This window comes from Pseudomonas sp. LAMO17WK12:I10, from assembly GCF_900215185.1.
Lineage (GTDB): Bacteria > Pseudomonadota > Gammaproteobacteria > Pseudomonadales > Pseudomonadaceae > Aquipseudomonas > Aquipseudomonas chlororaphis.
This window is the reverse complement of sequence record NZ_OBDX01000006.1, coordinates 215,793-237,090: the sequence shown is the minus strand read 5'-3', so window position 1 is coordinate 237,090 and position 21,298 is coordinate 215,793. Positions and strand designations below refer to the sequence as shown.

Annotated in this window: 19 protein-coding genes and 1 pseudogene; 13 read left to right on the top strand and 7 right to left on the bottom strand. The window is 63.7% G+C overall.

Going from position 1 to position 21,298, the window contains the following annotated elements:
- Positions 1-5: 5 nt before the first annotated feature.
- Positions 6-1,454, bottom strand: coding sequence for an ethanolamine permease (eat, locus tag CRO75_RS09980; protein WP_097135118.1), 1,449 nt, complete (start codon positions 1,452-1,454; stop codon positions 6-8).
- Positions 1,455-1,618: 164 nt separating this feature from the next.
- Entirely contained in the window at positions 1,619-3,139 is a 1,521-nt protein-coding gene (locus tag CRO75_RS09975) for an aldehyde dehydrogenase family protein (protein ID WP_009045801.1), read from the bottom strand.
- Between the two features lie 429 nt (positions 3,140-3,568).
- On the opposite strand from CRO75_RS09975, the gene CRO75_RS09970 reads away from it, so the two are divergent.
- The 4 genes from CRO75_RS09970 to CRO75_RS09955 all read left to right on the top strand — a co-directional run bounded on the left by CRO75_RS09970 (position 3,569) and on the right by CRO75_RS09955 (position 8,008).
- Complete coding sequence (locus CRO75_RS09970) at positions 3,569-5,482, top strand: sigma-54-dependent Fis family transcriptional regulator (protein ID WP_097135117.1); 1,914 nt, start codon at positions 3,569-3,571, stop codon at positions 5,480-5,482.
- A gap of 267 nt (positions 5,483-5,749) precedes the next feature.
- Positions 5,750-7,099, top strand: a complete 1,350-nt coding sequence (gene mpl / locus CRO75_RS09965; RefSeq protein ID WP_009045799.1) for a UDP-N-acetylmuramate:L-alanyl-gamma-D-glutamyl-meso-diaminopimelate ligase — start codon at positions 5,750-5,752, stop codon at positions 7,097-7,099.
- Positions 7,096-7,728 carry a flavin prenyltransferase UbiX gene (gene ubiX / locus CRO75_RS09960; protein WP_007927126.1) on the top strand — a complete coding sequence of 211 codons (633 nt, stop codon included), beginning with the start codon at positions 7,096-7,098 and terminating at the stop codon, positions 7,726-7,728. The genes mpl and ubiX overlap by 4 nt, the downstream gene beginning before the upstream one ends.
- Complete coding sequence (locus CRO75_RS09955) at positions 7,721-8,008, top strand: YceK/YidQ family lipoprotein (RefSeq protein WP_009051050.1); 288 nt, start codon at positions 7,721-7,723, stop codon at positions 8,006-8,008. Before ubiX ends, CRO75_RS09955 begins: the two co-directional genes overlap by 8 nt.
- A 154-nt stretch (positions 8,009-8,162) precedes the next feature.
- Here the strand turns inward: CRO75_RS09955 and CRO75_RS09950 are convergent, their stop codons facing one another.
- The 3 genes from CRO75_RS09950 to CRO75_RS09940 all read right to left on the bottom strand — a co-directional run bounded on the left by CRO75_RS09950 (position 8,163) and on the right by CRO75_RS09940 (position 11,110).
- Complete coding sequence (locus CRO75_RS09950) at positions 8,163-8,804, bottom strand: oxidoreductase (RefSeq protein ID WP_009045797.1); 642 nt, start codon at positions 8,802-8,804, stop codon at positions 8,163-8,165.
- Positions 8,805-8,832: 28 nt separating this feature from the next.
- A complete protein-coding gene (locus CRO75_RS09945) occupies positions 8,833-10,551 on the bottom strand; it encodes a C13 family peptidase (RefSeq protein WP_097135116.1) in 1,719 nt (572 codons plus the stop codon).
- A 103-nt stretch (positions 10,552-10,654) separates the two neighbouring features.
- Positions 10,655-11,110: a MaoC family dehydratase gene (locus tag CRO75_RS09940; protein ID WP_053281082.1), complete on the bottom strand. Its 456-nt coding sequence runs from the start codon at positions 11,108-11,110 to the stop codon at positions 10,655-10,657.
- 182 nt (positions 11,111-11,292) lie between these two features.
- On the opposite strand from CRO75_RS09940, the gene CRO75_RS09935 reads away from it, so the two are divergent.
- From CRO75_RS09935 to CRO75_RS09925, 3 genes are read left to right on the top strand one after another with little or no spacing between them, the layout of a single operon-like run.
- On the top strand, positions 11,293-11,655 hold the full coding sequence (locus tag CRO75_RS09935) for a CidA/LrgA family protein (RefSeq protein WP_097135115.1): 363 nt from the start codon (positions 11,293-11,295) through the stop codon (positions 11,653-11,655).
- On the top strand, positions 11,652-12,368 hold the full coding sequence (locus CRO75_RS09930; RefSeq protein ID WP_097135114.1) for an LrgB family protein: 717 nt from the start codon (positions 11,652-11,654) through the stop codon (positions 12,366-12,368). Before CRO75_RS09935 ends, CRO75_RS09930 begins: the two co-directional genes overlap by 4 nt.
- Before the next feature lie 10 nt (positions 12,369-12,378).
- Positions 12,379-12,969: an LON peptidase substrate-binding domain-containing protein gene (locus CRO75_RS09925; protein WP_007927116.1), complete on the top strand. Its 591-nt coding sequence runs from the start codon at positions 12,379-12,381 to the stop codon at positions 12,967-12,969.
- Positions 12,970-13,093: 124 nt separating this feature from the next.
- Here CRO75_RS09925 and CRO75_RS09920 read toward each other — a convergent pair whose 3' ends face one another.
- Positions 13,094-14,410, bottom strand: coding sequence for a bifunctional DedA family/phosphatase PAP2 family protein (locus CRO75_RS09920; protein ID WP_097135113.1), 1,317 nt, complete (start codon positions 14,408-14,410; stop codon positions 13,094-13,096).
- Between the two features lie 95 nt (positions 14,411-14,505).
- Positions 14,506-15,192 carry a DNA-3-methyladenine glycosylase gene (locus CRO75_RS09915; protein WP_007927114.1) on the bottom strand — a complete coding sequence of 229 codons (687 nt, stop codon included), beginning with the start codon at positions 15,190-15,192 and terminating at the stop codon, positions 14,506-14,508.
- 176 nt (positions 15,193-15,368) lie between these two features.
- Between CRO75_RS09915 and CRO75_RS09910 the strand changes: the two genes are divergently transcribed.
- From CRO75_RS09910 to rodA, 6 genes and pseudogenes are all read left to right on the top strand, one after another.
- Complete coding sequence (locus CRO75_RS09910) at positions 15,369-16,634, top strand: glutamate-5-semialdehyde dehydrogenase (RefSeq protein WP_009045791.1); 1,266 nt, start codon at positions 15,369-15,371, stop codon at positions 16,632-16,634.
- Positions 16,634-17,278, top strand: a complete 645-nt coding sequence (gene nadD / locus CRO75_RS09905; protein WP_007927112.1) for a nicotinate-nucleotide adenylyltransferase — start codon at positions 16,634-16,636, stop codon at positions 17,276-17,278. Before CRO75_RS09910 ends, nadD begins: the two co-directional genes overlap by 1 nt.
- A 75-nt stretch (positions 17,279-17,353) precedes the next feature.
- Positions 17,354-17,761 (top strand): annotated as a pseudogene (rsfS, locus tag CRO75_RS09900) (ribosome silencing factor); the annotation flags it as partial.
- A gap of 9 nt (positions 17,762-17,770) precedes the next feature.
- Positions 17,771-18,238 carry a 23S rRNA (pseudouridine(1915)-N(3))-methyltransferase RlmH gene (gene rlmH / locus CRO75_RS09895; RefSeq protein ID WP_003185785.1) on the top strand — a complete coding sequence of 156 codons (468 nt, stop codon included), beginning with the start codon at positions 17,771-17,773 and terminating at the stop codon, positions 18,236-18,238.
- A gap of 12 nt (positions 18,239-18,250) precedes the next feature.
- Positions 18,251-20,146, top strand: a complete 1,896-nt coding sequence (mrdA, locus tag CRO75_RS09890; protein ID WP_007927109.1) for a penicillin-binding protein 2 — start codon at positions 18,251-18,253, stop codon at positions 20,144-20,146.
- A 31-nt stretch (positions 20,147-20,177) separates the two neighbouring features.
- Complete coding sequence (gene rodA / locus CRO75_RS09885; protein ID WP_051003959.1) at positions 20,178-21,281, top strand: rod shape-determining protein RodA; 1,104 nt, start codon at positions 20,178-20,180, stop codon at positions 21,279-21,281.
- Positions 21,282-21,298: the final 17 nt, after the last annotated feature.

Sequence of the window (21,298 nt, the reverse complement as noted above, 5' to 3'; positions counted from 1 at the left end):
GGCGGTTAGTGCAAGGCTTCTTCAGCTTTCTGAATGGCCGCGAATTCTTCTTCGGGCGTGCCTGCTACCAAGTGATGCCGACTGTAGAAAGCAAAGTAAGCAATTAATACTCCATAGATGATCGCGGCGCCAATGACCACCCGCGGATCCACCAGGAAGCCCGCGACCACGGCGATGCAGGCCAGTACCAGGGCCACGCCGGAGGTGAAGATGCCGCCCGGGGTGCGGTACGGACGATCCATTTTGGGGCGGCGGATGCGCAGGGTGATGTGCGCGGCCATCATCAGTACGTAGGAGATGGTCGCGCCGAACACCGCCACCAGGATCAGCAGGTCGCCCTGGCCGGTCAGCGACAGGCCGAAACCGATGATGCCGGGGATCACCAGCGCCAGGACCGGCGCCTTGCTCTTGTTGGTTTCCGACAGCTTGCGCGGCAGGTAACCCGCGCGGGACAGGGCGAAAATCTGCCGCGAGTAGGCGTAGATGATCGAGAAGAAGCTGGCGATCAGGCCGGCCAGGCCCACCAGGTTGACGAAGCTGCCCATCCAGGTCGAACCGCCGTAGGCCTTGGCCAGGGCTTCCACCAGCGGGTTGCCCGAGGTCAGCAGGGCGTTGGCCCCCGCGCCGCCCGGGCCGATCACCAGGATCAGCAGGGCGAAGCTCAGCAGCACCAGCATGGCGCCGATCAGGCCGCGCGGCAGGTCGCGCTTGGGGTTCTTGGTTTCTTCCGCGGCCAGCGGGACGCCTTCGACCGCCAGGAAGAACCAGATGGCGTAGGGAATTGCCGCCCACACACCGACATAACCGAACGGCAGGAAGCTGCTGGCGCCCACGGCCTCAGTGACCGGGATGTCCAGCAGGTTGGCCACCGAGAAGTGCGGCACCATTGTCACCAGGAACACGCCCAGGGCCAGGGCGGCCACGGCGGTGATGATGAACATCAGCTTCAGCGCCTCGCCGACCCCGAAGATGTGGATGGCGATGAACACGATGTAGAACGCCAGGTAGATCATCCAGCCGCCGATGCCGAACAGCGACTGGCAATAGGCGCCGATAAACACCGCGATCGCCGCCGGGGCGATGGCGTATTCGATAAGGATCGCGGTGCCGGTGAGAAAGCCGCCCCAGGGGCCGAAGGCACTGCGGGCAAAACCGTAGCCGCCGCCGGCGGTGGGGATCATCGAGGACAGCTCGGCCAGGGAAAAGCACATGCACAGGTACATGGTGGCCATCAGTAGGGTGGCGAGGAACATGCCGCCCCAGCCGCCCTGGGCCAGGCCGAAGTTCCAGCCGGCGTAGTCGCCGGAGATGACGTAGGCCACGCCCAGGCCCACCAGCAGGACCCAGCCTGCCGCGCCTTTTTTCAGTTCGCGTTGTTGGAAATAGTCGGAGCCGACCTTTTCAAAGTCGACCGAAGAGCCAGCCGACTGCACGCCGGTATGTTCGCTAGGCATAAGGGTTCACCTGTTCTTATTGTTGTGCCCGGTCGGCAGACCGGATCGGTGTTGCAAGGCGATGGTGCGTTTTGCCTTGAGGTCGTCATCGCGAGCTTGCGCGAGCGGCCCCCAAGGGTGAAACCGCGTTGGCGGCTTCACCCTTGTCCCTGGCTTTACTGGCTTTAGAAGAAGCCCAGCGGGTTGATGTCGTAGCTCACCAGCAGGTTTTTGGTCTGCTGGTAGTGGTCGAGCATCATCTTGTGGGTTTCACGGCCGACGCCGGACTTCTTGTAACCGCCGAACGCCGCGTGGGCGGGGTACAGGTGGTAGCAGTTGGTCCACACACGACCGGCCTTGATCGCCCGGCCCATGCGGTAGGCGCGGTTGATGTCGCGGGTCCAGAGGCCGGCGCCAAGGCCGAACTCGGTGTCGTTGGCAATCGCCAGGGCTTCGGCTTCGTCCTTGAAGGTGGTGATGCTCACCACCGGGCCGAAAATTTCTTCCTGGAACACACGCATCTTGTTGTGGCCCTTGAGCAGGGTCGGCTGGATGTAATAACCGCTGGCCAGGTTGCCCTCGAGTTTTTCCACCTTGCCGCCGGTCAGCAGCTGCGCGCCTTCGCCCTTGGCGATTTCCAGGTACGAGAGGATCTTGTCGAACTGCTGCTCGGACGCCTGGGCGCCGACCATGGTGTCGGTGTCCAGCGGGTCGCCGCGCTTGATCTGTTCGACCTTTTTCATCACCACTTGCATGAACTCGTCGTAGATCGACTCTTCCACCAGGGCGCGCGACGGGCAGGTGCAGACTTCGCCCTGGTTGAAGAACGCCAGCACCAGGCCTTCGGCGGCCTTTTCGATGAAGCTCGGTTCGGCCTGCATGATGTCGGCGAAGAAGATGTTCGGCGACTTGCCGCCCAGTTCCACGGTGGACGGGATGATGTTCTCGGCGGCGCATTTCATGATGTGCGAGCCCACCGGCGTCGAACCGGTGAAGGCGATCTTGGCGATGCGCTTGCTGGTGGCCAGGGCTTCGCCGGCTTCTTTGCCGAAGCCTTGCACCACGTTGAGCACGCCCGGCGGCAGCAGGTCGCCGATCAGCTCCATCAGCACGCAGATGCCCAGCGGGGTCTGCTCGGCTGGCTTGAGTACCACGCAGTTGCCGGCGGCCAGGGCCGGGGCGAGTTTCCAGGCGGCCATCAACAGCGGGAAGTTCCACGGGATGATCTGCCCGACCACGCCCAGTGGTTCGTGAATGTGATAGGCCACGGTGTTGCCGTCGATTTCCGCGGCGCTGCCTTCCTGGGCCCGCAGGCAGCCAGCGAAGTAGCGGAAGTGGTCGGCGGCCAGGGGGATGTCGGCGTTGAGGGTTTCCCGCACGGCCTTACCGTTGTCCCAGGTTTCGGTGATGGCCAGCAGTTCGAGGTTCTGCTCGATGCGGTCGGCGATTTTCAGCAGGATCAGCGAGCGGGCCTGTGCCGAGGTGGCACCCCAGGCATCGGCGGCGGCATGGGCGGCGTCCAGGGCTTTCTCGATGTCTTCGGCGGTGGAGCGCGGGAACTCGGCGATCGGTTGGCCGTTTACTGGCGAGGTATTGGTGAAGTACTGACCTTTGACAGGCGCGACGAATTCGCCGCCGATGTAGTTACCGTATTTGCTCTTGAACGAAACGATAGCGCCTTCAGTACCGGGGTGTGCATAACGCATGGTGGGTATCTCCTGGCTTTTGTGCTTATAGGGGAGGACGCGCTGTTGCGCTTGTAAAAGCGTAGAGCAAAGCCCGGGCCACTGCGTTGCAGGCCAGTAAAATCAAGGGTTTGCGAATGTTTCAGCGGCTGCGTGCCGGGCGTATGTGGCAGTTGTGGCACAGGCCGGGTGACACTTTGTACCGCTTGTGGCACAGCCCGTGACTCATTGGTCGAGGCAGCATTGCAATGCGTCCATGGCTGGAGGATGCTGGTGGGCCGCGAGGATCTGAAGAACTCTTCTGTAGCCGCTGCCGCAGGCTGCGAACGACCGCGAAGCGGGCGCTGCTCTTCAGATCGCGGAAGCCCCTGCGGGGCTTGGCGCAGCCTGCGGCAGCGGCTACAGGTGGGTGCCTTCTGAGCAGTCAGCGCAGCAGGAGAACAATAAGAAATGCACAGCAATCACCTCACCCGACACGCCCAGCAAGTGCTGACCGTGACCCAAGGCAAGGCCCATCTGCAGGGGCCCGGCAGCGATCCTTCCATCGCCCGCTCCTGGCTGCGTTGCCTGGAGGACTATCACCTCGACCCGGCCCTGAGCATGGCGCCCACCGTGCTCGAGCACGGCCGTCTACTGGAAAGCCGCGAACGCCTGCAGCAGGTGCTGCAGATCGCCGGCAACGAGATGACCAGCCTGCACCAGCAGCTGTCCGGCGCCGGCCATGCGGTGCTGTTGACCGACGCCCGGGGAGTGATCCTCAACTGCGTCACCGCGCCCGCCGAGCGCAAGATTTTCGAACGCGCCGGGCTCTGGCTCGGCGCCGACTGGAGCGAGGCCTGCGAGGGCACCAACGGCATCGGCACCTGCCTGGTGGAGCGCCAGTCCCTGACCATCCACCAGGACGAACATTTCCGCGGTCGTCATACCGGCCTGACTTGCTCGGCCAGCCCGGTGTTCGACCCTCACGGTGAACTGCTGGCGGTGCTCGACGTTTCCTCGGCGCGCCCGGATGTGTCGCGCCAGAGCCAGTTCCACACCATGGCCTTGGTCAATCTCTCGGCGAAGATGATCGAGAGCTGCTATTTCCTGCGCTATTTCGACAATCAATGGTTGCTGCGTTTTCACCTGCAAGCCGAGTCCGTCGGCTTGTTCAGCGAAGGCTTGCTGGCATTCGACGGGGAAGGGCGGATCAGCGCGGTGAACCAGAGCGCCTTGAACCTGCTGGGGCATGTTCGCGGTGGCTTGCTGGGCAAACCGGTGGAAGCCTTTTTCGACTGCTCGCTGGACGAGTTGCTGGGCCGCGCCAGTGTCAATGCCAGCGCCAGCTGGCCGCTGCGCACCCGTGATGGGCGGCATCTGTTCGCGGTGTTGCGGGGCCAGCCGCGCAGCGTGTCGAAACCACTGCCGCCGAGGGCGGTGCTGGAGCGTCCGCGCCTGCCCGAGATCTGCCTGGGCGATGCGGCCCTGCAAGACGACTTCCGCAAATCCTTGCGCGTGTTCGAGCGCGATGTACCGCTGCTGATCAACGGCGAAACCGGCTCCGGCAAGGAGGCGTTCGCCAAGGCGGTGCACCATGCCAGCCAGCGGGCGGAGAAAGCCTTCGTTGCCTTGAACTGCGCAGCAATTCCCGAAAGCCTGATCGAAAGCGAGCTGTTCGGTTATCGCGGCGGTACCTTCACCGGGGCACGCAAGGAAGGCATGCGCGGCAAGTTGCAGCAGGCCGATGGCGGCACGTTGTTCCTCGATGAAATCGGCGATATGCCGCTGGCCTTGCAGACCCGCCTGTTGCGGGTGCTGGAGGACCGCATGGTGGTGCCTATCGGCGGCGAGCCGCAGGCGGTCAACGTGCGCATTATCAGCGCCACTCACCGGGACTTGCTGGAGCGGGTGCGGGATGGCAGTTTCCGCGAGGATTTGTATTACCGGCTCAATGGCCTGGAAATCAGCTTGCCGGCGCTGCGCGAGCGCAGCGACAAATCCCAGTTGCTGGATTTTCTCCTGGCGCAGGAAGCCGGCGATCAGCAGGTCTCGCTCGACGGCCCGGCGCGCCAGGCCCTGCTGGACTTCCACTGGCCAGGCAACGTGCGGCAACTGCGCAACGTATTGCGCACCCTGGCGGCGCTCTGCGACGACGGACGCATCGGCCTGGAGGATGTGCCGGCGATGATTCGCCAGGGCCGCCCTGTACCAGTGCCGCCAGTTGCCGAGGAGGCGGGCGAATACCCGCTGGACGATGCCGAACGCCTGGCCTTGCTCAATGCCCTGGAACAACAGCGCTGGCATATGACCCACACCGCCAAGCAGTTGGGGGTGAGCCGCAACACCCTCTATAGAAAGCTGCGCAAGCATGGGATAGCGCGCTAGGCGCGGCACCGGGTTATCGTTCATCGCGAGCCTTCCTCTGTAGGAGCAGCCAGTCGACGCTCGATTGCTCGCGATAGGCGGCGCAGCCGCCGATACGTCGGTAACCGCGGCCCAAGGCTCCAGCCGCGTTCGAGCGATTCCCCGGCAAAAGCCTCACGGAACTCGTCACAGCCTCCGGCAGTGACAACAGCGTGTTCCCCCATCAGCTAAAGAGTGCGATTTGCAGCCCTCTACGCTAACCTGCCTCGATGTTTTACGAGGTCTTCTATGCACATTCATATTCTCGGTATTTGCGGCACCTTCATGGGCTCGATGGCGGTTCTGGCCAAAGAACTGGGCCATCATGTCACCGGCTCCGATGCCAACGTCTACCCACCCATGAGCACCCAGCTCGAAGCCCAGGGCATCGAGTTGACCCAGGGCTACGACCCGGCCCAGCTTGACCCGGCGCCGGACCTGGTGGTGATCGGCAATGCCATGTCCCGCGGCAACCCGGCGGTGGAATATGTGCTGAACAAGGGCCTGCCCTATGTTTCCGGCCCGCAATGGCTGGCCGACCATGTGCTGCAAGGCCGTTGGGTGCTGGCGGTGGCCGGCACGCACGGCAAGACCACCACCAGCAGCATGCTGGCCTGGGTGCTGGAGCATGCGGGCATGAGTCCGGGCTTCCTGATCGGTGGCGTGCCGCAGAACTTCTCGGTGTCGGCCCGCCTGGGCGGCACACCGTTCTTCGTGATCGAAGCCGATGAATACGACAGCGCCTTCTTCGACAAGCGCTCGAAGTTCGTCCACTACCGTCCGCGCACGGCAATCCTGAACAATCTCGAGTTCGATCATGCGGACATCTTTCCCGATCTGCCGGCGATCGAGCGGCAGTTCCACCACTTGGTGCGGACTATCCCGAGCGAAGGCCTGGTCATCCACCCGACTACCGAGCCGGCCCTGCAACGGGTGATCGACATGGGCTGCTGGACCCCGGTGCAAACCACCGGCGCGGGCGGCCAATGGCAGGTCAAGCTGCTCAGCGAAGACGGCTCGAAGTTCGAAGTGATGTTCGAAGGCGAGGCCCAAGGCGTGGTCGAGTGGGACCTGACCGGCCAGCACAACGTCGCCAACGCCCTGGCCACCCTGGCCGCGGCGCGCCATGTCGGCGTGGTGCCGGCCATGGGCATCGCTGCGCTGAGCGCGTTCAAGAGCGTCAAGCGGCGGATGGAGAAGGTGGCTGAAGTCCATGGCATCACCATCTACGACGACTTCGCTCACCACCCGACCGCCATCGCCACCACCCTGGATGGCCTGCGCAAGCGCATCGGCGATGCGCCATTGATCGCGATCATCGAGCCGCGCTCCAACTCCATGAAGCTCGGCGCCCACCGTGACGGGCTGCCGGAAAGCGTCAACCAGGCCGATCAGGTGGTCTGGTACGCGCCGGCCAACCTCGGCTGGGACCTGGGCGCCACCGCCGCGCTGTGCAGCGTGCCGTCGATTGTCAGCGATTCCCTGGAAGGCATCATCGAGCGGGTGAAGAGCCAGGCCAAGCCGGGCACCCACGTGGTGATCATGAGCAACGGCGGCTTCGGCGGCCTGCATGGCAAGCTGGCCGAGGCACTGCGATGAACAACGGCCCGGAACGCATCACCCTGGCGATGACCGGCGCCTCGGGCGCCCAGTACGGCCTGCGCCTGCTCGATTGCCTGGTGCGCGAAGATCGTGAAGTGCACTTCCTGATCTCCAAGGCCGCGCAGTTGGTGATGGCGACCGAGACCGATGTGACCCTGCCGTCCAAGCCGCAGACGATGCAGGCCTTCCTCACCGAGTACACCGGTGCGGCAGCCGGGCAGATCCGCGTGTATGGCAAGGAAGACTGGATGTCGCCGGTGGCCTCGGGCTCCGGTTCGCCGGCGGCGATGGTGGTGGTGCCTTGCTCCACCGGTACCTTGTCGGCCATCGCCACGGGCGCCTGCAACAACCTGATCGAGCGGGCGGCGGACGTCACCCTGAAGGAACGCCGCCAGCTGATCCTGGTACCGCGCGAGGCGCCTTACTCGAGCATCCACCTGGAAAACATGCTCAAGCTGTCGAACATGGGTGTGACCATTCTGCCGGCGTCTCCGGGTTTCTATCACCAGCCGCAGACCATCGACGACCTGGTGGATTTTGTCGTGGCGCGGATTCTCAACCTGTTGAATATCCCGCAAGACATGCTGCCGCGGTGGGGCGAGCATCATCTGAGCAGCGATGAGTAAGTCGCTGCTGATCCTGCTGGTCGCCCTGCAACTGGGCGGCTGCGCCACGGCACGCACGCTGAACGCGGCCAAGCCGGGAGCTCCGGTGGTGTATTCCGGGACGCGCCTGGATCTGTATGTGATGCAGGGCGGCTGTTGCCCGATGGATCGCTTCGGTGCCGAAGCGCCGAGCTATCCGGGGGTCGATCTGCCGGCCAGCGCCTTGCTCGACACGCTGCTGTTGCCGCTGTCGGTGCTGACGGTATTGGGGGTTGGGTTCCAGGCTACAGGCGGGTTGTAACCACCTTGTAGCCGCTGCCTAAGGCTGCGATCGGTCGCGTAGCGGCCGTAGAGGCGGGCTGCGCGGTGGTGCGGCAAATCGCGTCGTCAGGATTGCGCCTGCTGCGCAGTCGATCGCAGCCTGCGGCAGCGGCTACAGGCGAGATCCATGGCGTTTATTTACCCAGCTTGCGCAATTCGTCGGACTCGACGATCCGCACGCCATCCTGCTCTTCCAGCGCCAGGCGCCACATGGCCCGGGCCAGATGGCAGGCTTCGATGCCGTGGTATTTGCCGGGAATCAGCTTGGACAGCGGGCCGGCCAGCTGTTCGGCAAGGCGCGGTTCGATGCGTTCGCCAAGCAGCAGCGACGGCCGGCAAATAGTCAGTTGCGGCCAGTCCTGGGCCTTCAGCGCCTGTTCCATTTCGCCTTTGACCCGGTTGTAGAAAATCGAGGATTTCGCGTCCGCGCCCAGGGCGCTGATCACCACCAGGTGTCGCGCACCCATCTCTCGCGCGCGTTTGCCGAAGGCCACCACCAGGTCCAGGTCGACGGCGCGGAATGCCTGTTCGGAGCCGGCTTTCTTGATCGTGGTGCCCAGGCAGCAGAACGCCAGGTCCACCCGGCCGCTGAGCTGCGGCAGGAGCACCGCCGGGTCGCCGACCGGGTTTTCCAGGCGCGGATGTTCGCTCAAGGGGCGCCGGCTGGGCGCCAGTACGCGGGTTACTGTGGGTTCGTTGAGCAGGCGGTCGAGCAAGTGCTCGCCAGTCAGGCCGGTCGCGCCGGCGAGCAAGATATGCTGAGGCGTCAAGTACATAATGTTTCCCCCTTGATACTGTTTCAGCTTAGTTGCTCTTTGCTTCCTTGCTGTCGTTGGCGGCGCTTTGCAGCGCCTTTCGTGCTTGTTGCTTGCGCAGATGCTGCCAGTGCACCAAGACCCCCTTGGGCGCCCAGATTTGCGGTTCGGATGCTTCGAAGTTGTCCGCCTGTTCGCGTTCGGCCACGGTCGCCCGGGCCAGCTTGAAGGCCTGTTCCAGGTCGTCGGTCTGGTTCAGCGCCTGGGCGAACAGGGCGTCGCCGAAGTAGGTGAAGTCGGCTTCTTCCGAGCAGCCGAACGATACGCGGTCGGCCTGCGAAGCGGTCATGATCAGGGTCCGCTCATCCTTGAGCGCGGGAATGAACCCGCCGGAATAACAGGCCGAGATCACGATGATCTTGTCGCGGTTTTTCAGTGGCGCCAGTACCGCGGCCAACTCGTCGGCCGGCAGGTCGGCCAGCTCCAGGCGCGGCTGGTCGAGCACCAGTTCGTGTTCGCTGGTGCCGTGGCTGGTCAGGTAGATAAACAGCAGGTCTTCCGGGCCGCTGCGTTCGGCCAGGACCTGTACCGCGCGCCGCAGGTTTTCCCGGGTGGCCATGGGCCGGCTGTCGAGGCGGTCGCGGTGGTTGACCAGGCGGATCTGGCCGTAGGCGCCGAAGCGGGTGGCGAGCATGTTGCTGACATAGTCGGCCTCGCGCAGAAACACGCTTTGCTTGCCATCGCCGGCCAGCGTCAGGCTGTAGAGCTCGATGGCGGGGGTCGACGCCGGCACCGCGCTGAGGGCGTCGTCGAGCAGGCGGCCCTGGGCCAGCAGGCCGGTCTCCAGTGGGTCGGGCAACAGTCGGCCGTCGGCATCGCGAACCCGCAGGCCATTGATCCAGTCGCCGCTTTGCACGGTGCCATCGCGCAGCACCAGCACACCGTGGCCCTGGTAGTTGTCGCCTTCGAAGCCGCCGATATAGAAGCTGCCGTCGCTGAGGTTCAGGCGGCCCTGGCCGCTGAAGCGCCAGTCGCTGAAACGGCCGATGTAGTGACTGCCGTCGACGCCAATCAGCTCTCCCTTGCCACTGAGGGCGCCTTCCTTGAACTGGCCGATCCAGACATCGCCGTCGGCGTTTTCGTAGCGGCCCTTGCCGCTGAGCTGGTTCTGTTTGAAGCCGCCGACGTAGAGGTCGCCCTCGGCGCTGCTGAAGGTGCCGTTGCCTTCCAGCTGGCCATCGACGAAGTGGCCGCTGAACTGGTTGCCGCTGGCATCGCTGCGCTGGCCTTCGCCGTTGGGTTTGCCGCGGGAGAACTGGCCCTGGTACTGGCTGCCGTCTTCCAGCTCGAGACGGCCGAGCCCGGAATACAGGTCGGACTTGAATTCGCCGCGGTAGGTCATGCCGCGTTCCTTGAGGGTGCCTTCACCGTCGCGCCGGCCCAGTTTGAAACCGCCGGTATAGCTGCTGTCCTTGGTGGTCAGGCTGCCCTGGCCGTGGAACAGGCCCTGCTGGAATTGACCGCGGTAGACCTCGCCGTCGCTGCCGTGCCATTCGCCCTGGCCGTGCCACTGGCCGCTGTCGAACTGGCCGGCATACCAGCTGCCGTTGGGGTAGTCGATGCGCCCCTGTCCCTGCAGCAACCCGTTGACCACATCGCCGCGGTAGCGGCCACCGTCCGGCAGACGGGCGTCGGGAGGCAGCAGCGATTCGCCGTCTCCACATGCGGTGAGCAACAGGGTCAGAGCCAGGGGTACAAGTGGGTGCATAGCGGGATCCGGATAATTAGGGGACCGAGTATGCCGCAGCAGCGAGGCTTATATATAGAGAGGCTGCGCGAAACAGCGTGAGCTGTTTCGCATCAGGAAGGTTTCAGACAAAGCAGAGGGACAAGGGCTCGGCGATGTAGGCTGGTTTTTCCTGGCCTTCGATTTCCAGTGTGGCGGTGGCCTTGAGCAGCCATTGGCCGGGTTTCTTCTCGGTGACGTCCACCAGGTCGACCTTGAGGCGGACCCTGGAATCGACCTTGACCGGCTGGATGAAGCGCACGCTGTCCAGGCCGTAGTTGACCGCCATCTTCAGACCCTCGGGCAGGATCAGGATGTCTTCCATCAGTTTCGGGATCAGCGACAGCGACAGGAAACCGTGGGCAATGGTGCCGCCGAACGGCGTCTGGGCGGCTTTCACCGGGTCTACGTGGATGAACTGGAAGTCACCCGTGGCTTCGGCGAACAGGTTGATACGCTGCTGATCGATGGTGAGCCATTCGGAACGTCCTAGTTCCTTTCCGACATAATCTTTGAGCTCTGCAACAGGAACATACGGCATTGAGACTCTCCTTGGGTTCATCGGTTTTATCGTTCTAAAGGGGCGGGGGCCGTACCCCCTGACCACCCACTGTAGATCATCATGGGGGTTTGCTCCGGTCAACCTTCCATGCTTTTGGCGAATGCCGGTCCATAGCGTTCGCGTGCTTATAATGCCCGGCGTTTTTTCGGGGGAGATGAGAGATGTTGTTACGCGGTTTGACCTGGCTGGTGCTGTTTCAATTGCTCGGCACGGCGATCAATCATCTGTTCCTGCCGATCCTGCCGGGGCCGATTGTCGGCCTGCTGTTGCTGCTGATCTTCCTGGTGGCGCGCGGCGAGTTGGGCGAGCCGCTGAACCTGGCCGCTTCCAGTCTCTTGCGTTACCTGCCGCTGTTGCTGGTGCCGCCCGCGGTGGGCGTGATGGTGTACGCGGCGGATATCGCCGCGGACTTCTGGGCGATAGTCGGCGCGCTGGTGTTGTCGCTGGTGATCTCCATGGCCTTCGTCGGCGTGCTGATGCAGCGGCTGGTCAAGCGCCACGGACATCGGGAGGGCGGCCAATGATGTTCGATTGGCAGGGCGCCTGGGTGTCGGTGATCCACCATCCATTGTTCGGCATCGGCATTACCCTGGGCGCCTATCAACTGGTGCTCGCGGCCTTCGAGAAAACCCGCTGGATCTTTCTGCAACCGGTGCTGGTCTCCATGTTGCTGGTGATCGGCGTGCTGCTGAGCTGTGGCTTGAGCTACGCCGAGTACCGCAAAAGCACGGAGATCCTGAGCATTCTCCTGGGGCCGGCCACGGTGGCGCTGGCCGTACCGCTGTACCTCAACCTGCGGCGGATTCGACAGTTGTTCTGGCCGATATTTACTACGCTGGTGATTGGAGGGGTGGTCGCCACCGGCCTGGGCGTACTGCTGGGATGGTGGTTCGGTGCCGAGAACATGATCCTGATGACCATGGCGCCGAAGTCGGTGACCTCGCCGATCGCCATGCTGGTGGCCGAACAGATTGGCGGTGTCGCAGCGCTGGCTGCTGTATTCGTGTTGATCACCGGGGTGATCGGGGCGATTTTCGGTCCGGCCATCCTCAACCGCCTGCAGGTGCATAGCCCGGAAGCCCGGGGCATGGCGCTGGGCATGACGGCTCACGCGGTGGGCACTTCGGTGGCCTTGCAGGAAAGTGATGAGTGCGGTGCTTTCGCGGCGCTGGCGATGAGTCTGATGGGTGTGGCCACGGCGGTCTTCCTGCCGTTGGCGGTGTCGTTGGTGGTTTAAGGAAATCTGTATGAGCCTGGCGCTTTTCCCGCTGAACACGGTGCTGTTCCCCGACTGCATTCTCGACTTGCAGATTTTCGAGGCGCGCTACCTGGACATGATCGGTCGCTGCATGAAACAGGGCAGTGGCTTCGGCGTGGTGTGCATCCTCGAAGGCGAAGAGGTGGGCATCGCCCCGGAAGGTTTTGCGCGGGTGGGTTGTGAAGCGCTGATCACCGACTTCCATCAGCAGGACAACGGCCTGCTGGGGATTCGGGTCAAGGGCGGGCGGCGTTTTCGGGTGCTGAGCAGCGAAGTGCAGCGCGATCAGTTGCGGGTGGCTGAAGTCGAGTGGTTGGACGAGGCGCCGGAGCGGCCGCTGCAGGATGAAGACGGGGACTTGATCGCCTTGCTCAAGGCGCTGGCCGAACACCCGATGGTCGAAGCCCTGAACATGGGCACCGAAGCCACCGGCCAGCAGTCGCTGGCCAACCAGCTGGCCTACCTGTTGCCGTTCTCCGAGCTGGACAAGATCGACCTGTTGCAACTGGACGATCCGCAACAACGCCTGGATGCGATCCAGGCCTTGCTGGACGAATTGCAGGGCGAATTGTTCGCCTGATCCTGATCCTGTAGCCGCTGCCGCAGGCTGCGATCGCCCACACAGTGGGCGCAGATTCCGAAACCGCTGAAGGCCTTCGGCCTATCGCAGCCTGCGGCAGCGGCTACAGGGGCGCTCGCTCTATCTAGTAGGCATAACGCAACATGGCGTGGGGCAGATGCCTGACGGCTTCGAAGCCGAACAGCGCCATCAGCGCCGGCAATACCAGCCACCAGATCTTGGCCGGCATGGGCTCCAGTGGTGTCTGGCGCTGGGCGAACCACAGGCTGGCGGCGCACCCGCAGGCGGCAAGCATGGCGCCGGCAAGGATGTCTGAGGGCCAATGCGCGCCCAGGTAAATCCGTGACAAGGCAATCGCCGCCGCCGGCAGGCAGCCCAGCAGCAGCCAGGTCAGGCGCATGCGCGGCGGCTGGCCGCGACCGGCGAGTATCGCCAGGGTCAGGAACAGGGCGAACGAACCGGAGCTGTGGCCGCTGGGCATGCTGTAGCTGGTCAGTGGGTCGGTCAGGAGTTCCGGGCGTACCCGGGCGAAGAACAGCTTGGTGCCGGTGTTGGCCAATGCGGTGCCCAGCAGCGTGGTGCCCGCGAAAATCGCCTGCCGCCATTGCCGGGCAATCAGCAACAGCAGGGTGACCAGGGCGCTGGCGAACAGCATGGTGCGGAATTCGCCGAACTGGGTGAGCACCACCATCACCTCGTCCATTGCCGGGCTGCGGTGCTCCTGGACCAGCGCCATCAGGCCCTGGTCGAAATGGTTCAAGTAGGGGTAGCCGATGAACAGCCCCGCCAGGATCGCCAGGCTGAGGCCGGCCACCAGCGGGCTGGCCTTGCGATGGCGGCGCACGGTGCTGTTGATGCTCAGGCCCAGCAGCACGGCGATGCTGGCGGCGACTATTCCCGCCTGCGGCCAGAAACCTTCAGGCAAGGGCAGGCGGATCGCCGCGCCCGTGGCCCAGCCCGGCAGCAGGTAGGCCACGGTCCAGCCGGCCGCGGCCAGCAGGCTGACGGCGAAAAAGCGCGGGAACGACATGTCGAACATCCCGGCGACCATCGGCAGCATGGGCCGCAAGGGGCCGATAAAGCGCCCAACCAACAGGCTGGCGATGCCATACCGCTGGAAATAGGCTTCGGCGCCGTTGATCCATTCCGGGTGATGGCGCAGGCCCGGCAGGCGGCGGATATTCTGGTGAAAACGCCGGCCCAGCAGATAAGACACCATGTCCCCGAGCAAGCCGCCAAAGAACCCCAGCGCCAGGGTTTCACCCAGGGACAGTGCGCCGCTGCCGGCCATCACGGCAATGGCGAACAGCAGCACGGTGCCGGGTACGATCAGGCCGGCAATCGCCAGGCATTCGACGCAAGCGACGATGAACACGGCTGCCGCCAGCCATTGGGGGTTCATCGTCAGCCAGCCGGTTATTCCATCGAGCCATTGGCCCATAGGTTTTCAACTCCGGTTATTCGGTGGTTCAACTGTAGAAACGGGTTTGCTCGCGATTAGGCCATCCGCGGGCACGCCGGCTCCTGCGAAAGGGATCAATCGAGCAACAGATAGTCGCGACCTTCGACCTGCCCGCGACGTAGCGGGTTCCGGGTGCAGTAGGGGGCGTAGGCGGCATCGACAAAGCGGTACATCAAGTGTTCGTCGCGGCCGTGGGGAATGCCCAGGCGAGTGGTCTGGATGATGCTGGCGACGGGCGTGCCGACATCCTCGACGAACAGCACTTCATGGTCGAAGCGCTTGGCATCCCATACCGGGACTTTCAGGCCGAGGGCCTTGCACAGCAGGGTCTGGCCGGCGCAGAGCTTTTGCGAGGGGCGCGGCCGGCCACTGGCATCGGGATTGTTCAGCAGCATCTGCGCCAGGCTGGCGGGGCCGGAGACTTCGTCGACCCAGGGGTAGGCCGACTTGATCAGCACCGCGTTGCCCGGCCCCTGGGCGCTGAAGTTCAGCGAATCGCCGCCACGGGCGTAATACATATAGATGTGGCCGCCGTCCAGAAACAAAGCCTTACGCTTTTCTGTGTAGCCGAGGGAGGCATGGCTGCCTTTTTCCTCGCAGTAATAGGCTTCTGTTTCGATAATGCGCGCCGACAACCACAGATCGCCGACCCGATGGCGGATGATTTTGCCGAGCAGTTCACGGGCCAGGACCTGGGCATCACGATCGAAAAAGCGGTCGGGCAGGGCCTTGGGCAGCGTCGGGGTGGACAGAATGGACATGGTAGCCAGGAGCGATGACGGGAGTTGGGTCGGAATGATATCAATTCCAGGCTTAATTCAGGCTGAACGAGAGGTATTTGCCGTCCATTTCGACCATCCGCCCGTGACCGCTGTCCGTGGACCGGCGCGACAGCTATAATCAGCCGCTTTCCTCTTTGCCAAGACCACAGCAGACCATGACTGAGTCCGTTCTTGACTACATGACCCGTTTGGGTCGCGCTGCCCGCGAAGCTTCGCGGGTAATCGCCCGTGCCACCACTGCGCAGAAAAACCGCGCATTGCTGGCGGCTGCCGATGCATTGGACGCTGCTCGCCCCGAGCTGAGCGCCGCCAATGAGCAGGACCTGGCCAACGGCCGGGCCAATGGTCTGGAACCGGCATTGCTCGATCGTCTGGCGCTGACTCCGGTGCGTATCGACGAAATGATCGAAGGCCTGCGTCAGGTGGCCAAGCTGCCTGACCCCATCGGTGAAATCCGCGATATGCGCTACCTGCCTTCGGGCATCCAGGTCGGCAAGATGCGCGTGCCCCTGGGCGTGATCGGCATTATCTACGAGTCGCGTCCCAACGTGACCATCGACGCCGCCAGCCTGTGCCTGAAGTCCGGTAACGCGACCATCTTGCGGGGCGGCTCCGAGGCGATCAATTCCAACCGCGCCATTGCCACCTGCATCCAGCAAGGGCTGGCGGTGGCCGGCCTGCCGGCGCAAGTGGTGCAGGTGGTGGAAACCACCGACCGCGCGGCCGTTGGCGCGCTGATCACCATGCCCGAGTTCGTCGACGTGATCGTGCCGCGTGGCGGCAAGAGCCTGATCGAGCGGGTCAGCCGCGACGCCAAGGTGCCGGTGATCAAGCACCTGGACGGCGTCTGCCATGTGTTCATCGACGTGGCGGCCGACCTGGACAAGGCGATTCGCATCGCCGACAACGCCAAGACCCAGCGCTACGCACCCTGCAATACCATGGAGACCCTACTGGTCCACGCCGGTATTGCCGAGCGCGTACTGCCGCCGCTGGCGGCGATCTATCGCGACAAGCAGGTCGAACTGCGCGGTTGCCCGCGTACCCGGGCCTTGCTGGGCGACGATGTGATCGAGGCCACCGAAGAAGACTGGAGCACCGAATACACCGCGCCGATCCTGTCGATCCTGGTGGTCGACAGCCTGGACGCGGCCATCGAGCACATCAACACCTACGGTTCGCACCACACCGACGCCATCGTCACCGAGAACTTCACCGACGCCCGGCGTTTCCTCAATGAGGTGGATTCCAGCTCGGTGATGGTCAATGCCTCGACCCGGTTTGCCGACGGTTTCGAATATGGCCTGGGCGCGGAGATCGGTATTTCCACCGACAAGCTGCACGCCCGTGGTCCGGTCGGCCTGGAAGGGCTGACCAGCGAGAAATATGTCGTCTTCGGCGACGGCCATGTGCGCACTTGATGAGCAAACGTATCGGTCTGCTGGGCGGTACCTTCGACCCCGTGCACATCGGTCACCTGCGCAGTGCGCTGGAGGTGGCCGATTCGCTGGGGCTCGATGAGCTGCGCCTGACCCCCAGCGCGCGGCCGCCGCATCGCGATGCACCGCAGGTGTCGGCGCTGGACCGTCTGGCGATGGTCGAGTGTGCGGTGGCGGGCGTTTCACCCCTGGTGGTGGACGACCGTGAGCTGAAACGGGACAAGCCGTCCTACACCCTAGACACCCTGGAACAGATGCGGGCCGAGATGGCCGCGGATGACCAGTTGTTCCTGTTGCTGGGCTGGGACGCTTTTTGCGGCCTGCCTACCTGGCATCGCTGGGAAGAGTTGCTCCAGCATTGCCACATCCTGGTGCTGCAACGCCCGGATGCCGATAGCGAGCCGCCGGATGCGTTGCGCAACCTGCTGGCGGCGCGCTCGGTGAGCGATCCCCTGGCCCTGCAAGGGCCCGGAGGACACATTGCATTCGTCTGGCAGACACCGCTCGCGGTGTCCGCCACCCAGATCCGTCAACTGCTGGCCAGCGGTAAGTCGGTACGTTTCCTGGTGCCTGATGCGGTCCTGGCCTATATCGATGCACACGGTCTTTACCGTGGGCCGAACTGAAGGCGCGCTGCCGGCTGATGCCGTGCAACGCGCCACACATACGAGCTGAACGAGTTTTATATGACTAACCAAGTAATGAAAGGCGAAGATCTGGTCAAGGTGGCAGTCGCCGCGCTGGAAGACGTCAAGGCCCAGGACGTCCTGGTGATCGATGTTCGCGAAAAGCAGAGCATCACCGACTACATGATCATCGCCACCGGTACTTCCAACCGCCAGATCGGCGCGATGCTGGAAAAGGTCCGCGAGATGGTCAAGGCCCAGGGCGTCAAGCCGCTGGGTGAAGAAGGCAAGGGCGACAGCGATTGGGTGCTGCTGGACCTGGACGACGTGATCGTGCACATGATGACCGCCTCCGCGCGCCAGTTCTACGACCTGGAACGTCTGTGGCAGGGTGCCGAGCAGAGCCGTGCGGCCGATGGCAAGCACCACAGCCCGGAGCATACCCATGAGCACTTCACTAAGCTCAACAAAGACCAGCAATAAGGGACGGCTGTGCGCCTGCGTCTGATCGCTGTCGGTTCACGCATGCCCAAGTGGGTGGAAGAGGGTTGGCACGAGTATGCCAAGCGTCTGCCATCCGAACTGGCGCTGGAACTGGTGGAAATACCGCTCAATACCCGTGGCAAGAACGCCGATGTGGCTCGTTTCATCCGTCAGGAGGGCGAAGCCATGCTGGCCAAGGTCGGCCCGAACGAGCGGATCGTCACTCTCGAGGTCCACGGCAAGCCCTGGAGCACCGAGCAACTGGCGGTGGAACTGGATCGCTGGCGCCTCGACTCGCGCACCGTGAACTTCATGGTTGGCGGCCCCGAGGGGCTGGCGCCGGAAGTCTGCGCGCGGGCGGATCAGCGCTGGTCGCTGTCGCCGCTGACCTTGCCGCACCCGCTGGTACGGATCCTGATCGGTGAACAGTTGTATCGCGCCTGGACAGTCCTGTCCGGGCACCCTTATCACAAATAGTCCGCGCCCCTAATGTCCCAGCCGATCCGTATCAAGGACCACGAAAAAGACGCCCGTCTGGTGCGTGGCCGGGTCGTGTTCGGGGCTATTGCCGTGGTCTGCCTGATCGGGGTGCTGATCGCGCGGCTGTATTACCTGCAGGTGATCCAGTACGACTATCACTCGACCCTGTCGGAAAACAACCGGGTTCATGTCCAGCCGATTCCGCCGACCCGCGGCCTGATCTTCGACCGTAATGGCGTGGTGGTGGCCGACAACCGGCCGAGCTTCAGCCTGAGCATGACCCGCGAGCGTTCCGGCGACTGGCGCCAGGTGCTCGATGTCATTGTCGAGGTGCTGGAGCTGACGCCGGAAGACCGGGTGCTGTTCGAGAAGCGCATGAAACAGGGGCGTCGGCCGTTCGAGCCGGTGCCGATCCTGTTCGAGCTCAACGAAGAGCAGATCGCCCGGATCGCGGTCAACCAGTTCCGCCTGCCTGGGGTGGAAGTGGTGGCGCAGTTGGTTCGTCATTATCCCCAGGGTGCGCACTTCGCGCACTCGGTGGGTTACATGGGGCGGATCAACGAGAAAGAGCTGAAGACCCTGGACCCGGTGAACTACAGCGGCACCCACCATATCGGCAAGACCGGTATCGAGCGCTTCTACGAGCCCGAGCTGCACGGCCAGGTGGGTTACGAAGAGGTCGAGACCAACGCTCGCGGCCGCGTGTTGCGAGTGCTTAAGCGTACCGACCCCATTCCCGGCAAGGATATTGTCCTGAGCCTGGACATCAAGCTGCAGGAAGCCGCGGAGGCGGCATTGGGTGGCCGGCGCGGCGCGGTGGTCGCGCTGGACCCTCGCACCGGGGAAGTGCTGGCCATGGTCAGCCAGCCGAGCTTCGACCCGAACCTGTTCGTCACCGGCATCAGTTTCAAGGCTTATGCCGAGCTGCGCGACTCCATCGACCGTCCACTGTTCAACCGGGTACTGCGCGGCCTGTATCCACCGGGCTCGACCATCAAGCCGGCGGTGGCGATCGCCGGTCTCGATTCCGGGGTGGTGACGGCCTCCACGCGGGTCTATGACCCGGGCTACTACCAACTGCCCAACTACGATCACAAGTACCGTAACTGGAACCGCAGCGGTGACGGTTACGTCGACCTCGACACCGCGATCATGCGGTCCAACGACACCTACTTCTATGACCTGGCCCACAAGCTGGGGATCGATCGGTTGTCGGCCTACATGAACAAGTTCGGGATCGGCCAGAAGGTCTCGCTGGACATGTTCGAGGAGTCGCCGGGCCTGATGCCGTCGCGGGAATGGAAGCGTGCCACCCGTCGCCAGGCTTGGTTCCCGGGCGAGACGCTGATTCTCGGGATCGGCCAGGGTTACATGCAGTCCACCCCGTTGCAGCTGGCCCAGGCCACGGCGCTGGTGGCGAACAAGGGTAAATGGAACCGTCCGCACCTGGCCAAGACCATCGAGGGCGAAAAGCCGGTGGACGAAAACCCGATGCCGGACATCATCCTGCGCGATCCGTCGGACTGGACAAAGGTCAATCACGGCATGCAGCAGGTGATGCACGGCGCCCGCGGTACGGCGCGCAAGGCGGCCATCGGCTCGCAATACCGGATCGCCGGCAAGAGTGGTACGGCCCAGGTGGTCGCGATCAAGCAGGGCGAGAAGTACGACCGCTCCAAGGTCCAGGAGCGCCATCGCGACCACGCCTTGTTCGTCGGCTTCGCGCCGGCGGAAAACCCGAAAATCGTGGTCTCGGTCATGGTCGAGAACGGCGAGTCCGGTTCCGGCGTGGCGGCCCCGGTGGTGCGCCAGGTGATGGACGCCTGGCTCCTCGGTCCGGATGGCCTGCTCAAGCCTGAGTTTGCCGGCCCTATCAGTGCGGAGGCTACGGCCCGTGAAGAGTAATTTCGATCGCATCCTGTCCAGCGAGGATGTGATGCGTCGCCGTGCGACGTTGCTGCAGCGCATGCACATCGACGGCCCATTGCTGATCCTGCTGCTGACCCTGGCGGCCGGCAGCCTGTTCGTCCTGTATTCGGCCAGCGGCAAGAGCTGGGACCTGCTGGGCAAGCAGGCGACGTCGTTCGGCATCGGCCTGGTGTCGATGATCGTCATTGCCCAGCTCGAGCCCCGATTCATGGCGCGCTGGGTGCCGCTGGCCTATGTGTTCGGCGTGATACTGCTGGTGGTGGTGGATGTCATGGGCCACAACGCCATGGGCGCCACCCGCTGGATCAACATCCCCGGGGTGATTCGCTTCCAGCCCTCGGAATTCATGAAGATCATCATGCCGGCGACCATCGCCTGGTACCTGGCCAAGCGCACCTTGCCGCCGCAGCTCAAGCATGTGGGCATCAGCCTGGTCCTGATCGGTATTCCGTTCATTCTGATCGTGCGCCAGCCGGACCTCGGGACCTCGCTGCTGATTCTCGCCGGTGGCGCCTTCGTGCTGTTCATGGGCGGGCTGCGCTGGCGCTGGATCCTCAGCGTGCTGGCCGCCGCGGTACCGGTGGCGATCGCCATGTGGTTCTTCATCATGCACGACTACCAGAAGCAACGGATCCTGACCTTCCTCGACCCGGAAAGCGATCCATTAGGCACTGGCTGGAACATCATTCAGTCCAAGGCGGCCATCGGCTCCGGCGGCGTCTTCGGCAAGGGCTGGCTGCTCGGCACTCAGTCCCACCTGGACTTTTTGCCCGAGAGCCACACCGACTTTATTATCGCGGTCATGGGCGAAGAGTTCGGCCTGGTGGGCATTTGCGCCCTGCTGCTGATCTATCTGCTGCTGATCGGTCGGGGGCTGGTGATCACCGCCCAGGCGCAGACGCTGTTCGGCAAATTGCTCGCCGGCGCCCTGACCATGACGTTTTTTGTTTACGTTTTCGTCAACATCGGTATGGTCAGTGGCCTGTTGCCGGTCGTGGGGGTGCCGTTGCCGTTCATTAGCTACGGAGGAACTTCGCTGGTGACGCTGCTGTCAGCGTTTGGGGTTTTGATGTCGATCCATACCCATCGTAAGTGGATCGCGCAGGTTTGAATAAGGTGAAGAATTCA

What these genes read in the sequence shown, in the direction of transcription:
- eat (WP_097135118.1), bottom strand. Translation starts at nt 1,454, where the DNA reads ATGCCTAGCGAACATACCGGCGTGCAGTCGGCTGGCTCTTCGGTCGAC.
- CRO75_RS09975 (WP_009045801.1), bottom strand. Translation starts at nt 3,139, where the DNA reads ATGCGTTATGCACACCCCGGTACTGAAGGCGCTATCGTTTCGTTCAAG.
- CRO75_RS09970 (WP_097135117.1), top strand. Translation starts at nt 3,569, where the DNA reads ATGCACAGCAATCACCTCACCCGACACGCCCAGCAAGTGCTGACCGTG.
- mpl (WP_009045799.1), top strand. Translation starts at nt 5,750, where the DNA reads ATGCACATTCATATTCTCGGTATTTGCGGCACCTTCATGGGCTCGATG.
- ubiX (WP_007927126.1), top strand. Translation starts at nt 7,096, where the DNA reads ATGAACAACGGCCCGGAACGCATCACCCTGGCGATGACCGGCGCCTCG.
- CRO75_RS09955 (WP_009051050.1), top strand. Translation starts at nt 7,721, where the DNA reads ATGAGTAAGTCGCTGCTGATCCTGCTGGTCGCCCTGCAACTGGGCGGC.
- CRO75_RS09950 (WP_009045797.1), bottom strand. Translation starts at nt 8,804, where the DNA reads ATGTACTTGACGCCTCAGCATATCTTGCTCGCCGGCGCGACCGGCCTG.
- CRO75_RS09945 (WP_097135116.1), bottom strand. Translation starts at nt 10,551, where the DNA reads ATGCACCCACTTGTACCCCTGGCTCTGACCCTGTTGCTCACCGCATGT.
- CRO75_RS09940 (WP_053281082.1), bottom strand. Translation starts at nt 11,110, where the DNA reads ATGCCGTATGTTCCTGTTGCAGAGCTCAAAGATTATGTCGGAAAGGAA.
- CRO75_RS09935 (WP_097135115.1), top strand. Translation starts at nt 11,293, where the DNA reads ATGTTGTTACGCGGTTTGACCTGGCTGGTGCTGTTTCAATTGCTCGGC.
- CRO75_RS09930 (WP_097135114.1), top strand. Translation starts at nt 11,652, where the DNA reads ATGATGTTCGATTGGCAGGGCGCCTGGGTGTCGGTGATCCACCATCCA.
- CRO75_RS09925 (WP_007927116.1), top strand. Translation starts at nt 12,379, where the DNA reads ATGAGCCTGGCGCTTTTCCCGCTGAACACGGTGCTGTTCCCCGACTGC.
- CRO75_RS09920 (WP_097135113.1), bottom strand. Translation starts at nt 14,410, where the DNA reads ATGGGCCAATGGCTCGATGGAATAACCGGCTGGCTGACGATGAACCCC.
- CRO75_RS09915 (WP_007927114.1), bottom strand. Translation starts at nt 15,192, where the DNA reads ATGTCCATTCTGTCCACCCCGACGCTGCCCAAGGCCCTGCCCGACCGC.
- CRO75_RS09910 (WP_009045791.1), top strand. Translation starts at nt 15,369, where the DNA reads ATGACTGAGTCCGTTCTTGACTACATGACCCGTTTGGGTCGCGCTGCC.
- nadD (WP_007927112.1), top strand. Translation starts at nt 16,634, where the DNA reads ATGAGCAAACGTATCGGTCTGCTGGGCGGTACCTTCGACCCCGTGCAC.
- mrdA (WP_007927109.1), top strand. Translation starts at nt 18,251, where the DNA reads ATGTCCCAGCCGATCCGTATCAAGGACCACGAAAAAGACGCCCGTCTG.
- rodA (WP_051003959.1), top strand. Translation starts at nt 20,178, where the DNA reads ATGCGTCGCCGTGCGACGTTGCTGCAGCGCATGCACATCGACGGCCCA.